This window comes from Buttiauxella ferragutiae (assembly GCF_022637515.1).
Classification (GTDB): domain Bacteria; phylum Pseudomonadota; class Gammaproteobacteria; order Enterobacterales; family Enterobacteriaceae; genus Buttiauxella; species Buttiauxella ferragutiae.
Genome location: NZ_CP093332.1, coordinates 4,230,073 through 4,242,800, shown reverse-complemented (window position 1 = coordinate 4,242,800; position 12,728 = coordinate 4,230,073). Strand labels below are relative to the sequence as shown.

General features: G+C 50.3%; 13 protein-coding genes and 1 tRNA gene. 6 read left to right on the top strand and 8 right to left on the bottom strand.

Features of this window, described 5'->3' with window-relative positions; translation table 11 throughout:
* Nucleotides 1-17 precede the first annotated feature (17 nt).
* Together mltD and gloB are read right to left on the bottom strand one after the other, a co-directional pair.
* Nucleotides 18-1,376, bottom strand: a complete 1,359-nt coding sequence (gene mltD, locus MNO13_RS19570; RefSeq protein WP_064549329.1) for a murein transglycosylase D — start codon at nucleotides 1,374-1,376, stop codon at nucleotides 18-20.
* Nucleotides 1,377-1,446: 70 nt separating this feature from the next.
* Complete coding sequence (gloB, locus tag MNO13_RS19565) at nucleotides 1,447-2,202, bottom strand: hydroxyacylglutathione hydrolase (protein WP_241939156.1); 756 nt, start codon at nucleotides 2,200-2,202, stop codon at nucleotides 1,447-1,449.
* Between the two features lie 36 nt (nucleotides 2,203-2,238).
* On the opposite strand from gloB, the gene MNO13_RS19560 reads away from it, so the two are divergent.
* Nucleotides 2,239-3,006 carry a class I SAM-dependent methyltransferase gene (locus MNO13_RS19560; RefSeq protein ID WP_232886203.1) on the top strand — a complete coding sequence of 256 codons (768 nt, stop codon included), beginning with the start codon at nucleotides 2,239-2,241 and terminating at the stop codon, nucleotides 3,004-3,006.
* Here MNO13_RS19560 and rnhA read toward each other — a convergent pair.
* On the bottom strand, nucleotides 2,954-3,529 hold the full coding sequence (rnhA, locus tag MNO13_RS19555) for a ribonuclease HI (protein ID WP_162303012.1): 576 nt from the start codon (nucleotides 3,527-3,529) through the stop codon (nucleotides 2,954-2,956). The genes MNO13_RS19560 and rnhA overlap by 53 nt on opposite strands.
* Here rnhA and dnaQ point away from each other — a divergent pair.
* Both dnaQ and MNO13_RS19545 read left to right on the top strand, forming a co-directional pair.
* Entirely contained in the window at nucleotides 3,483-4,214 is a 732-nt protein-coding gene (gene dnaQ / locus MNO13_RS19550) for a DNA polymerase III subunit epsilon (protein WP_121814258.1), read from the top strand. The two genes, rnhA and dnaQ, sit on opposite strands and share 47 nt — an antisense overlap.
* A 133-nt stretch (nucleotides 4,215-4,347) precedes the next feature.
* A tRNA-Asp gene (locus MNO13_RS19545) sits at nucleotides 4,348-4,424 on the top strand.
* Nucleotides 4,425-4,476: 52 nt separating this feature from the next.
* Here the strand turns inward: MNO13_RS19545 and MNO13_RS19540 are convergent.
* Nucleotides 4,477-5,964, bottom strand: coding sequence for an NCS1 family nucleobase:cation symporter-1 (locus MNO13_RS19540; protein WP_064549321.1), 1,488 nt, complete (start codon nucleotides 5,962-5,964; stop codon nucleotides 4,477-4,479).
* A gap of 273 nt (nucleotides 5,965-6,237) precedes the next feature.
* On the opposite strand from MNO13_RS19540, the gene hpxA reads away from it, so the two are divergent.
* Nucleotides 6,238-6,927 (top strand): allantoin racemase, encoded by a 690-nt coding sequence (gene hpxA, locus MNO13_RS19535; RefSeq protein WP_064549350.1) that lies wholly within the window; start codon nucleotides 6,238-6,240, stop codon nucleotides 6,925-6,927.
* A gap of 31 nt (nucleotides 6,928-6,958) precedes the next feature.
* Nucleotides 6,959-7,915 carry an allantoinase PuuE gene (gene puuE, locus MNO13_RS19530; RefSeq protein WP_232886201.1) on the top strand — a complete coding sequence of 319 codons (957 nt, stop codon included), beginning with the start codon at nucleotides 6,959-6,961 and terminating at the stop codon, nucleotides 7,913-7,915.
* Between the two features lie 41 nt (nucleotides 7,916-7,956).
* Here the strand turns inward: puuE and hpxZ are convergent, their stop codons facing one another.
* The 4 genes from hpxZ to MNO13_RS19510 are packed head-to-tail and all read right to left on the bottom strand — an operon-like array spanning nucleotide 7,957 to nucleotide 11,512.
* Nucleotides 7,957-8,340 carry an oxalurate catabolism protein HpxZ gene (hpxZ, locus tag MNO13_RS19525; protein ID WP_064549318.1) on the bottom strand — a complete coding sequence of 128 codons (384 nt, stop codon included), beginning with the start codon at nucleotides 8,338-8,340 and terminating at the stop codon, nucleotides 7,957-7,959.
* 10 nt (nucleotides 8,341-8,350) lie between these two features.
* Entirely contained in the window at nucleotides 8,351-9,730 is a 1,380-nt protein-coding gene (locus MNO13_RS19520) for an AtzE family amidohydrolase (protein ID WP_241939155.1), read from the bottom strand.
* A complete protein-coding gene (hpxX, locus tag MNO13_RS19515; protein WP_232886197.1) occupies nucleotides 9,727-9,915 on the bottom strand; it encodes an oxalurate catabolism protein HpxX in 189 nt (62 codons plus the stop codon). The genes MNO13_RS19520 and hpxX overlap by 4 nt, the downstream gene beginning before the upstream one ends.
* Before the next feature lie 10 nt (nucleotides 9,916-9,925).
* On the bottom strand, nucleotides 9,926-11,512 hold the full coding sequence (locus MNO13_RS19510) for a gamma-glutamyltransferase family protein (protein WP_241939154.1): 1,587 nt from the start codon (nucleotides 11,510-11,512) through the stop codon (nucleotides 9,926-9,928).
* 115 nt (nucleotides 11,513-11,627) lie between these two features.
* Here MNO13_RS19510 and MNO13_RS19505 point away from each other — a divergent pair, with 115 nt between their 5' ends.
* Nucleotides 11,628-12,467 (top strand): MurR/RpiR family transcriptional regulator, encoded by an 840-nt coding sequence (locus MNO13_RS19505; protein WP_232886192.1) that lies wholly within the window; start codon nucleotides 11,628-11,630, stop codon nucleotides 12,465-12,467.
* The last annotated feature ends 261 nt before the right edge of the window (nucleotides 12,468-12,728 follow it).

Here is a 12,728-nt window from a genome sequence, read left to right as displayed (position 1 = left end):
GGACTAGTCATTAACAATCACGTATCAGGTGTAGAGTTGTTGCCAACGTACAGTGTTAGCTGATCGCCAGGTTTCAGATCGTCAGTATCATCGTTCCAGCGCAATACATCTTTAATGTTCACGCCGTGACGTTTTGCAATACTCGACAATGAATCACCCTTACGAACCTTGTAAGTGATGCTATCGTTTTTCGCTAAACGCTCATCGCCTTTTTTGACGCTAAGTGTTTGACCAACTTTGATATGTGCGCCGCGGATGCCGTTCCAGCTTTGCAAATCTTTAGAGCTCACGCCTAAGCGTGTAGCAATGCTCGATAAGGTATCCCCTGAACGAACACGATAAGATTTGTTGCTGCCTGCATTAGCTCTGTTATCAGCGACTAACGTAGGTTGCACTGCTGCAATTTCACCTGCAGCCAAAGAGGCTTTAAGCTTATCAGCATGCTTTTTAGGTACCATTACATAACGCTGATTTTTGCCTATCGTCGAAGTTTTAACCCCAGCGTTGAACGTTTTCAGCGTACTTAATGATATCCCGGCCATTTCGGCAACCTGCGTAAGCTCAACCGGATCACTCACTTCTACACGTGCTAATGCACGGCTTTCGTCAGTGGTCGGCAGGCGTACACCGTACTTTTGGCTGTTCTTGAGAATATCACTCAAAGCCAGCATTTTAGGTACGTAAATCTTGGTTTCCCGTGGCAGTGAAAGCGACCAAAAATCTGTGGGCAAGCCACGCGCTTTATTCGCTTTCATTGCCTTCAGTACACGACCTTCGCCGCTGTTGTACGCCGCCACGGTTAACAACCAGTCGCCGTCAAACATCTTGTTCAGACGTTGCATCATATCGAGTGCAGCAGTGGTTGAAGCCACTACATCACGACGTGCATCGTATGCTTTGGTCTGTTTTAAACCATAATTTCGACCCGTGCTCGGTACAATCTGCCAGATGCCAGCGGCATTCGCAGATGATGTAGCGTGGGGGTCAAAAGCGCTCTCCACTATGGGTAGCAGTACTAGTTCCATTGGCATGTTGCGTTTCTTAACTTGCCCGGCAATCCAGTACATATACGGCTCTGCCCGTAATGTTACATCGTGGAGATAGCTCTTATTCTTAAGGTACTTCTGTTTCTGTTCGCGGATCCGGGTATTTTCCGGTATCCCCATCTTTAGCTCGTCGCCAATGAAGTTCCACAAGTTTTGGTTATCTGCGAGATATGTCCCATCGTCCATCCATCGCGTACTTGTGTACTTACCTGCTTCACCTTGACCAGCTGCAGACAGACTCTGTGCGTGCTGTTGGATGTTGCCGTCATACTTTGACGCCTGGCACCCCACAAGCAGGACAGAGGCGAGTAATATCGCTTTTGCCTTCATGTGTGTGTCAATAGTTGCTTAAAAGACGAGCAAGAATACCTTCAGCTTTCCAACAACACAACCAGAAAATTCAGAAAGAGTCTTTCTTTGTCCGTAACCAGGCAAATATTTGCTGTGGTTGTTGCAAGTTTGTTTCTTTGAAAATTTTTTCTTTTAAATCAAGGTCATTTGTTTTTAAAAATAAATTTATATTACGCTCAATTGCCAGGGAACTGGGTAAGGTTGAGTGGTTTTTTGCGCGTAACTCCTTAACTTTTCGACAATAACGGTTTAACTCATCATCGTCAGGCAAGATAGATAAGGAAAATTTCATATTTGAAAGCGTGTACTCATGTGCACAACAAATTAACGTATCAGCAGGGAGTTTGTTAAGCTTTTGAAAAGAATCATACATATTCTCGGCGGTACCTTCAAAAAGTCTGCCGCACCCCCCGGAAAACATCGTGTCGCCGCAAAAAAGATAAGGTTTACTATAGAAACAGATATGTCCTAAAGTGTGACCGGGTGTAGCAATAACGCTAAATTCACACTTCAAAATATTGACCTTATCGCCCTCTCTGACTACCCGGTTCGTTCCCTTATCTTGTGTCTCTTCGGGCCCATATACCACAAGGCCTGGGTACTTTTTGAGAAGTTCTTTTACACCACCTACATGATCGTTGTGATGGTGTGTCAGTAAAATGGCTTCTGGCTGCCAGTGATTCTCTTCAATCGCTTTTAGCACCGGTTGAGCCTCACCAGGGTCCACAATGATACATTTACCCTGCCCATCATTCAGAACCCAGATGTAGTTATCCTGGAATGCGGAAATACTGTTAAGATTCATAATTCGACCTCTTTGAATTGCGCTAAGAAGGTAGTGATGAAACCGGCAAGGATACCTGAAAATTTCATTTCACCGCATCATTGGGGAGAACTCCCGTGGGGCGAGTACTACCGTGAGGCACTGGAAACTCAACTCCAGCCCTGGCTTGCTAAAATGTTTGGTTTCCATCTATTGAAGATAGGCAACCTAAGCGCTGAAATTAACACTGAAGCTTGCGCTATTTCACATCAGGTTAATGTCGCACTTCAGGGCGACAGGCTTCAGGTTAATGCCGATCCACTTCATTTACCCTTTGCGGCGAAATCTGTAGATGCTTGTATGTTGGCCCATACATTGCCCTGGTGCCAGGATCCTCACGGATTACTGCGTGAAGCCGATCGGATATTAATTGATGACGGATGGTTAATTCTGAGCAGCTTCAACCCGATGAGTTTGTTAGGTTTGGGCAAAACAGTGCCATTTATGCGCAAGCGCACGCCGTATCATTGCCGAATGTTTACGCCGATGAGGATTTTCGATTGGTTGGCATTGCTGAATTTTGAAGTCATGCACCAGCGAAGTTTCCAGGTTTTACCCTGGAGTAAACAAGGCGGAAAAATGCTGAGTACTCACTTGCCAGCGCTGGGCTGCATGCATGTCATAGTGGCGCGTAAGAGGACCTTGCCACTTACGCTGAACCCAATGAAAAGCCGAAAAGCGAAAACGCAAATCCGCTCGGCAGTTGGCGCTACCAGGCAGTTTCGGGAAACGACTAAAGTTTCGTCACCTCTGGTTGATAACCAACATCCTCAAGAGTTGGATTAGAAGCGGCAACGCGTGCCAGTTCATCGCAGCGTTCGTTTTCAGGGTGGCCGGCATGCCCTTTCACCCATTCCCAACTGATTTTGTGCTCGCTCAAAGCCGCATCAAGACGCTGCCATAGGTCGACATTTTTCACTGGTTTTTTATCGGCAGTTTTCCAGCCGCGCTTTTTCCAGTTATGGATCCATTGGGTAATTCCCTGGCGAACATACTGACTGTCGGTGCTGAGCACAATGTCACAAGGCTCGATTAACGCCTCAAGAGCAACAATAGCGGCCATCATTTCCATGCGATTATTCGTCGTCAAACGATAACCGACACTAAAAATTTTTTCGTGTTGTTTGTACCGTAGAATGGCGCCGTATCCACCTGGCCCTGGGTTACCGAGGCAAGATCCATCGGTGAAAATTTCTACCTGTTTACGCATCTCTGGTAGACTTCCTGTGATTAAAAAACCAAGTCTGACATAAACGAGCGCCATGAGCACAGCAATTACACGACAGATCGTTCTCGATACTGAAACCACCGGTATGAACCAAATCGGTGCTCACTACGAAGGGCACCGCATTATTGAAATCGGTGCGGTTGAAGTGATCAACCGCCGCCTGACAGGCAATAACTTCCATGTCTACTTAAAGCCAGACCGGCTGGTGGACCCGGAAGCATTTGGTGTCCATGGAATTGCCGATGAGTTTCTGGCGGATAAACCAACCTTTGACCAGGTTGCTGATTCGTTTATGGATTACATCCGCGGTGCAGAACTGGTTATCCATAACGCATCGTTTGATATCGGGTTTATGGACTACGAGTTCAGTAAGCTCAAGCGCGATATCCCAAAAACCAATACTTTCTGCAAAATCACGGACAGCCTTGCACTCGCACGTAAGATGTTCCCTGGCAAGCGTAACAGCCTCGATGCTCTTTGCTCACGCTACGAAATAGACAACAGTAAACGAACGCTGCACGGCGCATTGCTCGATGCCCAAATCCTGTCTGATGTCTATTTAATGATGACCGGTGGGCAAACTTCTCTGAAGTTTGCTATGGAAGGGGATGTTCAACAGCGTAGTGGAGACAACGGTATTCAGCGTGTTGTCCGCCATAGTTCGGGCGTACGCATCATTCGGGCCAGCGATGCAGAATTGGAAGCACATGAGTCGAGACTTGATTTGGTAGAAAAGAAGGGTGGAAGTTGTCTGTGGCGCATGTAAAAACAGCATTGATGGATTAAAAATAACCGTTTGGGTGAAAATAGCGGCAAGCGATTAGATTTATAAGAAAAAACATTGACGCTCATGAGTGCAATACGTAATATCTGCCTCGTTCCCGACGGGGAACAAACGCGGAGCGGTAGTTCAGTCGGTTAGAATACCTGCCTGTCACGCAGGGGGTCGCGGGTTCGAGTCCCGTCCGTTCCGCCACAATCAGAAAGCCTGAATCAGAAATGATTCAGGCTTTCGTCGTTTCTGAAGCCTAATCTTTTGAAGCAACAACCTGTCCGTTATATCCCGCCACTTCACTCTCTATTTCCGCACGTGCCAGCCAGCGGTAACAACCTGCACTCAGGAATGCACCGATAAACCAGCTAAAGTTAGCTACTTCATGCAGCGATGGAATAAAGCTGATGGTCAGGCAAACGGCGACTGAGGGCAGTAGTGCCAGAATCGCTTTGGGATTGAAGCCACTTTTGTACCAGTAACGCCCTTTTGATGTGTCATCAAACAGATCCTCGACATAAATTTTGCTGCGTTTAATGATATAGAAATCAGTTAACAAAATGCCGAACAGCGGTCCAATGAACGATCCCAGCACATCGAGCGTGTAGTGAATAAGTTCTGGCGACTGGAACAAATTCCACGGGGTCAGCAGTACTGAGCCTACTGCCGCAATCATGCCACCGGTACGGAAGCTGATTTTCTGTGGTGAGCAGTTAGAGAAATCGAAAGCCGGTGACACGAAATTCGCCACGATATTAATACCAATGGTGGCGGTGATCATGGTCAGCAAACCAATTGCCATTGCGAGGCTGTTACCAACGTGGCTGACGGTTTCGATAGGGTCGGTAATCATTTTGCCGAACAGCGATTGTGTCCCGGAGACAATGATCACGGTAACAATAGAGAACAGTAAGAAGTTAAATGGTAGCCCCCAACGGTTACCACGGCGGATCTCTTTCATACTCTTGCCGTAACGCGAGAAGTCACCGAAGTTCAGCAGTGGGCCGGAGAAGTACGAAACCACCAGAGCGATTGCAGTCAACATCTGCCACGCTTGCTCACCAGAAGTCAGTTGTTTGCTGGCAAGCGTAAATGAAATGCCATCAAAGCCTGTCTGATACAAAATCCAGCCAGCCAAAGCCATCATCACGATGTAAACCGCAGGCCCGGCGATATCAATAAAGCGCTTAATCGCGTTCATACCGTGCCAGAACACCATCGCCTGCAGCACCCACATAATGCCGAAACAAATCCAGCCGAGATGTGAAAGCCCGAGGAAGTGCCCGGTGGTCATGGGTGCCAGTGATGGCCAGAATTTCAGCATAACCAGCATCAGGGCGTTGGCTGCCAGCCAGGTTTGTATGCCGTACCAGGCGAAGGCGATTAACCCACGAATTACCGCCGGAATATTGGCTCCGAACACGCCAAATGCCTGACGGCAAATCACTGCGTAAGGTACACCAGCCATTTGGCTTGGTTTGGCCACCAGGTTCGCACAAAGCTGAACGATGCAAATCCCGACTAACAGGCAAAGCAAAACTTGCCAGCTCGCCAGCCCCAAGGTGAAGAAGCTGGCGGCGACCACGTAGCCGCCCATACTGTGGACATCGGACATCCAGAAAGAAAAAATATTGTACCAGGACCATGTCTGGTTGCGCGTCGGCGCCAAATCTTCATTGCATAAACGTGGGCTATAACCGGCGTTATCGTTCATGGCTGTCGTGTTGTGTTTAATACCTGGCATGATATCTGCTCCCTAATAAAAACAGATGCTGACGGATTGTCTGAAACCTTTGTTGCAGGAACCAGGCCAGGTTTGATTTTTTAGCAGCAAGACGCAAACCGCGGACTACGAAAGCAGAAAATGAAGAGCATCCAGGAATGACGCGCCTTTTCATGGTGCAGATGTTTAATTTTTTGCCCAGAAGTGGTGCTAATCACTGGGCTAACGGAACCAAAAGGAGTGAACGTGAAGAAACATTTGATTCAGGTGGTCAATCCCAACACCAATGTGGCGATGACCCACACTATCGCCGAAGCGGCTCGCAGCGTAGCCGCAAACACCAGCGAGATTATTGCTGTCTGCTCCTCACAGGGTGTGGAATCGATAGAAGGACATTTTGATGAAACGATTGCTGCTATCGGAGTTCTTGAGCAAATCAAACGCGGTAAAGAGCAGGGAGTCAGCGGCCATGTGATTGCCTGTTTTGGTGACCCCGGTTTGCTGGCCGCGCGTGAACTGGCAACTGGGCCGGTAATAGGTATTGCCGAAGCTGCGATGCATACCGCCACAATGGTTGCCACGCGCTTTTCTATTGTCACCACTTTGCCGCGAACGGTGATTATTGCCCGTCATTTACTTCGGCAGTATGGGTTTGAGCATCATTGTGCCGCGCTGCACGCCATCGATTTGCCGGTTCTGGCATTAGAAGATGGCACGGGTCTTGCTCAGATGAAGGTACGCGAGCGTTGTATCCAGGCCATAAAAGAAGATAACAGCGGGGCGATTGTGCTTGGCTGCGGGGGGATGGCAAATCTTGCCCGTGAGCTAACGGCCGAATTGGGTGTTCCTGTTATTGATGGCGTCACCGCTGCGGTGAAAATGGTGGAATCCCTCATCGCACTTGGACTTGGAACCAGCAAACACGGTGATCTCGCGTATCCGAATAAAAAGCCGTTATCAGGCTGTTTTGACATGCTGAGTTGATGTTCTGGCTCGGCTCATAAGGAACCGAACCATGAATGAAGTAGCGAAAAATAAGCGCTATCACTTTACCGAGAACTACCCGCGTGACATGAAAGGTTATGCGGGTAAACCACCTCATGCGCAATGGCCGAATAACGCCCGAGTCGCCGTGCAGTTTGTGCTGAATTTTGAAGAAGGCGGTGAGAACCATGTTCTGCATGGCGATGCCGGATCTGAACAATTCCTCTCCGATATTATCGGTGCCGCCAGCTTCCCCGACCGCCATATGTCGATGGATTCACTGTACGAATATGGTTCCCGCGCGGGTTTCTGGCGTATCCACAATGAGTTTCAAAAACGCGGCCTGACGATGAGTATTTTCGGCGTCGCAATGGCGCTGGCGCGAAATCCTGAAATCGTCGCCGCGATTAAAGCGGCGGATTACGACGTGGTGAGCCACGGCTGGCGCTGGATCCACTATCAAAATCTCGATGAAGCGACTGAACGCCAGCATATGCACCAGGCGATCGAAATCCTGGAGGATTTGTTCGGCAGCAAGCCGCAGGGTTGGTATACCGGCCGCGATAGCCCGAACACGCGCAGGCTGGTGGCGGAAAACGGCAGCTTCCTTTACGACAGCGATTATTACGGCGACGATTTGCCATTCTGGAGTGAAGTGACCTGTAGCGACGGTTCCATCAAGCCGCATCTGGTGGTGCCATATACCCTGGATGCCAATGATATGCGCTTTGCCACCGCGCAAGGTTTTAATACCGCCGAGCAGTTTTATACCTATCTGAAAGACAGCTTTGATGTGTTGTACGAGGAAGGGGAAACCGCGCCGAAAATGATGTCTATCGGCATGCACTGCCGTTTACTGGGGCGTCCGGGGCGATTCAGGGCGTTACAACGTTTTCTGGATTATGTGCAGCAGCATGATGATGTGTGGATTTGCCGCCGTCAGGATATTGCCGAGCATTGGGTGAAGACGCATCCGTTTAAAGGCTGATTTGAGTGGCTGCGGGTAACACGAGTTTACCCGCCCACAGCTTAGCTCATGATACTGACGTGTGCGGCGACTATCCGCCAGCCATAGGGGAACTTGACCCAGGTCTGCATCTGGCGGCCAATTTTGTCACTGCCTTCGCGAGTAAATTCAGTGCTGGCCACCGCCATGTCATCACCGTAAGTTGTGATGGTGGTGTTTTGCAACAGCCGCTCTAACCCCTGAGTAGAGCGGGTATTCCTGAATGCTCTGATCTCGTCGATTCCATACAGATTTTCACTGGCACCGTAGCGAACGGTGCGGGGATCGGACCAAAATAATTCATCTAATACGGCGACATCGTTGCTAATTAACGCCTGTTCGTAGCGGTAAAACGCAGCGCTTACCTCATTGACGATGGCAGGACGATCAATATTGTCACGCATCATAGTATTTACCTTACCTGGTGGGTTTTCCCATCAGCATACCCTTTATTTCAAGCTGATGGGCGGCTCTCAGGCAGATATCTTCTCGCCAGGGCGCGGCAATGAGTTGCACACCAATTGGGCAGCCATGGGCAGTCGTTAATGGCACCGTTACAACCGGCAGGCCAAGGAAGGAAATGGGTTGTGTCAGCATTCCCATATTAGCTTTGACGGGAAGATCTGCCCCGTTGATACGCATTGTTTGCTGGCCTATTAGCGTGGCGCTGCAAGGTGTCGCGGGTGCGATGAGCAGATCGTATTGCTTGAAAAGCGGCAGTGTTTTATCACGGAACCATGCCCGAAACCTTTGTGCCTGTGTGTACCAGGCTGATGGTGTCATGGCGCCAGCCAAAAGGCGCTCGCGGGAATTCAGCTCAAACTGTTCAGCGTGCTCGCGCAATGCGGGCAAGTAATGATTTCCCCCTTCGGCAGCCGAGAGCAAAAATGCCGCCGAGCGTGCTAATTCAGCTTCCGGCATTGAAATAGACTCGAGCGCCGCAAGAGAGTGAGCGACCTGAGCCACCGCCGCTTTGGCGTCGGCGTCACACCAGTCATCAAAAAAACCGCCCAGAACCGCGCAACGCAAACTTCCAGCCGGTTGCAGTTTTTCACTGGTCAGATCGATGCTGCGTATGGACTGAAAGTGATCGCTTGGATCCGCGCCCTGAAGGGCATCGTACACGCGAGCCAGATCGTCGACGTTACGCGCCAGCGGGCCAATATGATCGAGGCTGGCAACAAACGGCTGGCTGCCGCTGCGTGAAAGCCGCCCAAATGTCGGTTTTAGCCCGAGCACACCACACAGCGAAGCTGGCACGCGAATCGATCCGTTAGTATCGGTACCCAACGTAAAGTTCACCATGCCAGCCGCGACGGCAGCCGCAGAACCACCGGATGATCCTCCGGCAATTCGTACCAGATCATGTGGGTTGCGGGTCGCGCCGTAATAGCTATTTTCGGTGGTGAAACCGTAGGCGTAGGCATCCATATTCAGTGCGCCTGAAAGCATGGCTCCGGCAGTAGTCAGCTGTTTGATGGCAAATGCATCGCTATTTGCCGGGGGTTGCGAGCTAAACAGTTCTGCGCCAGACAGCGTCGTCACCCCTTTAATATCAAACAGATTTTTTACCGCATAAGGCACACCCGCTAATGGCGGCAGTGTTTCACCACGTGCGCACTGTTGATCAATGGCTTCGGCTTCTTGTAGCAGACGCTGCGCGGTCACTTCGGTAAAAGCATTAATCTCGGGATTAGCCTGTGTGATCTTTGCCAGTGTAAGCCTGGCCAATTCGTGAGCTGAAAACTCGCCGCTGGCTAATCCTTGCTGAATATCGCGAATGGAAAGTTCGCTCATAATTTATAGACTCCGGCGACTTCCTGGCGTTGCGGTAGCGGAAAATCCATTAACGGTTCTGCCAGGGTCTCCATGCGAGCCAGTTGTACTTCAAGTTCTTTACGGCGTGCTTCATCGAGTGGAACGTTGAGAAGTTGTTCCATGACTTTGATGTACGCGGGCCAGTCGATAGAATTTAATGTCATTTTTACCTCCTTAAAATCCTGCCGCGCTGCCGTTGCTGCGCGGGTCGTAAGCCCCTTCAAGCATGCCATTGGTATGGCGCACAATTGCACCCGCATGGCCGACGGCTTCACTAAAATCTGGCAGAGACTCAACCTCATGCCCTAACTGGCGCAGGGTGTCGAAAGTCTCCTGGCTAAATCTGGCTTCTAATTTCAGGCTGTCTGAGGCTTGCCCCCAGGTTCTGCCCAGTAACCAGCGCGGGGCGCTAACGGCTTCCTGTAACGGCATACCCTGAATCACATGGCGGGTAAAAATGGCTGCCTGGGTTTGCGGTTGCCCGTCGCCGCCCATCGAGCCATACACCATCGTCCGTCCATCAGCCAGGCGGGCCGCTGCCGGATTCAGGGTGTGAAACGGCTGTTTACCGGGCGCAAGACTTAACAGGCTATCGGGGTTGAGGCTGAAAGCTGCGCCACGGTTTTGCCACAGCACACCGCTTTTTGGCAGAACCACGCCGCTTCCGAACTCGTGATAAATGCTTTGAATAAACGAAACGGCCAGGCCGCTGCTATCAATCACGCCCATCCAGACTGTGTCGCCAGGGCCTTTTCCGGTTCCCCAGTTTGCGGCTTTACCGTCATCAATTTCTGCGGCCAGCGCCGCAAGTGGCGCGGGATCTAACAGGCTTTGGATTGATGTCGTGATATGACGAGGATCGGTGATGTATTTGTCGCGCAGGGCGAAGGCTTTTTTAGTGGCCTCGACGATACGGTGAACCGTTTGGGTTTCGTTGGCTTGCGCCATCTCTAAATGGTCGGTGATCCCCAGAATCGCCAGTGAAACCAGGCCCTGCGTTGGCGGTGTCATATTATAAATCTCACCCTGCTGGTGGTGCAGATGCAGAGGAATACGGCGTTTTGCACGCTGGGCGGCGAGGTCCTGTAAGTTAATCGGCATCCCTAAATCAGCGAGTTCTTCGGCAAGCAGTGTGGCTAATGGCCCGCGATAAAAGCTATCAAGCCCTTCAACGGTCAGGCGTGTCAGCGTTTCGGCCAGCCGTGGTTGAGTAAACCGGCTGCCCGCGCGTGGGATTTCGCCTCGTTCCAGAAAGGTTTCGGCAAAACCGGTGATGTTAACCAGTTCGTCATATTTACTGTGAGTGGCAAGCGCCTGTGATTGGGTCACCGGAATACCATCTGCCGCATAGCGGATGGCGTCAGCCAATAAACGCGAGAGAGGTAATTGCCCGCCACCGAGTTGCCCGGCAATTTTTAGCGCTTCGTCCCAACTACTTAGCGTGCCAGGTACGGTTAATGCCGCTTTTGGGCCACGATGTGGGATTGCGTTTTCACCGGCGTAAAACTCCAGTGAGGCAAGCGAACCTGCTGCACCGCTGGCATCAATGGCAATCGGTTCGCCTTCTGGCGGCACGATCAACCAAAAGCCATCCCCGCCAATACCATTCATATGCGGATAAACTACGGCGATAGTTGCCGCCGCCGCGACCATCGCTTCGATGGCGTCCCCCCCGTGGCGTAGCACGGATAATGCGGATTCACTGGCCAAATGGTGCGGAGTCACCGCCATGCCGGAAGGTGCCATATTGCTTTGCATCATCGTGTTATCTCTCAGAATGGAAGACGGGGTTATCTTTAAGCAAAAGATGTTCCAGGTTGACGCGGTTGATTTCACTGTGCCAGGCTCGAGTGAAACAAAAGTTACAGAGGTCATAATGAAACAATTAGATGAGCGTTTAAGAGCGACATATGAGCAGCTTTCTCCGCAAGAACAACGTGTTGCCACATTTATTTTCGATCATTTTGACGACCTGATTAGCTACAACAGCGCGGAACTTGCTCGCCTTTCTGGCGTATCAAAAGCCACGGTTAGCCGTTTATTTAAGCGTTTGGGCTATGACCGTTACAAAGATATGCGTGAAGAGTTACGTACCTTGCGCCAGAGCGGAATGCCGCTGACAGAAAACCGTGATGCAGTGCAGGGAAACACCTTATTAGCACGACATTATAAGCAAGAAATGGCCAACCTGACGCAGTGGGTTAGCCTGCTGGATACGCAGCAATTTGCCGATGTCGTGAGTGCGATTAATACCTCAAAACGTATCTTCATCATTGGCTTAAGGAATTCATGGCCAGTGGCGACGCATTTGCGCCAACAGTTATTGCAGACTCGCAACGATGTCTGGTTACTGCCGCAACCGGGCCAGACGCTGGCAGAAGAAGTGGTGGATATCAGTGAGCAGGATTGCGTTATTGCTATCGCGTTTCGCAGAAGGCCGAGAATTATCAAGCCATTGCTGGCAAACCTGCATAAGCGCCAGATACCGTTGCTGGTAATGAGCGAAGCGCAAGGCTCAGGTCTTACGCCATTCTGCCGCTGGCACTTTGCAGCACCGCTTGATAGCGTTTCAGCTTTTGATAGCTATAGCAGCGCGATGAGCCTGGTGAACTTGTTGTCTAATGCGGTACTCCACGAGGCGCTAACCACCGGTCGCCAGCGTATTCATCATATTGCTGAGTTGTATTCTGAGTTTGATGAACTGGAACAACGGTAATGCACTTTAGTGGTGCGTTTGCACGCATCATGGGAACCATTCTGGTTCAGAGATGAAGAGTCAGTGAACGGGTTTTTGTAGGGTGAATAAGCGGCAGCGTCATCCACCATTTTCGCCGCTTTTGTCGGATGACGCTGCTGCTTATCCGACCTACGAAGAGGTATGTCATCTGTCTCTTTTCTTCTTTTGTCTTTCACAAAAATTGGTGGCACATTAGTTGCAGAATATTTCAATAAAGAATCTTTTGTTTCACGCAGAATA

Excerpts from the sequence above, each read along its gene's own strand:
- mltD (WP_064549329.1), bottom strand. The coding sequence starts at position 1,376 with ATGAAGGCAAAAGCGATATTACTCGCCTCTGTCCTGCTTGTGGGGTGC.
- gloB (WP_241939156.1), bottom strand. The coding sequence starts at position 2,202 with ATGAATCTTAACAGTATTTCCGCATTCCAGGATAACTACATCTGGGTT.
- MNO13_RS19560 (WP_232886203.1), top strand. The coding sequence starts at position 2,239 with ATGAAACCGGCAAGGATACCTGAAAATTTCATTTCACCGCATCATTGG.
- dnaQ (WP_121814258.1), top strand. The coding sequence starts at position 3,483 with ATGAGCACAGCAATTACACGACAGATCGTTCTCGATACTGAAACCACC.
- MNO13_RS19540 (WP_064549321.1), bottom strand. The coding sequence starts at position 5,964 with ATGCCAGGTATTAAACACAACACGACAGCCATGAACGATAACGCCGGT.
- hpxA (WP_064549350.1), top strand. The coding sequence starts at position 6,238 with ATGACCCACACTATCGCCGAAGCGGCTCGCAGCGTAGCCGCAAACACC.
- puuE (WP_232886201.1), top strand. The coding sequence starts at position 6,959 with ATGAATGAAGTAGCGAAAAATAAGCGCTATCACTTTACCGAGAACTAC.
- hpxZ (WP_064549318.1), bottom strand. The coding sequence starts at position 8,340 with ATGATGCGTGACAATATTGATCGTCCTGCCATCGTCAATGAGGTAAGC.
- MNO13_RS19520 (WP_241939155.1), bottom strand. The coding sequence starts at position 9,730 with ATGAGCGAACTTTCCATTCGCGATATTCAGCAAGGATTAGCCAGCGGC.
- hpxX (WP_232886197.1), bottom strand. The coding sequence starts at position 9,915 with ATGACATTAAATTCTATCGACTGGCCCGCGTACATCAAAGTCATGGAA.
- MNO13_RS19510 (WP_241939154.1), bottom strand. The coding sequence starts at position 11,512 with ATGATGCAAAGCAATATGGCACCTTCCGGCATGGCGGTGACTCCGCAC.
- MNO13_RS19505 (WP_232886192.1), top strand. The coding sequence starts at position 11,628 with ATGAAACAATTAGATGAGCGTTTAAGAGCGACATATGAGCAGCTTTCT.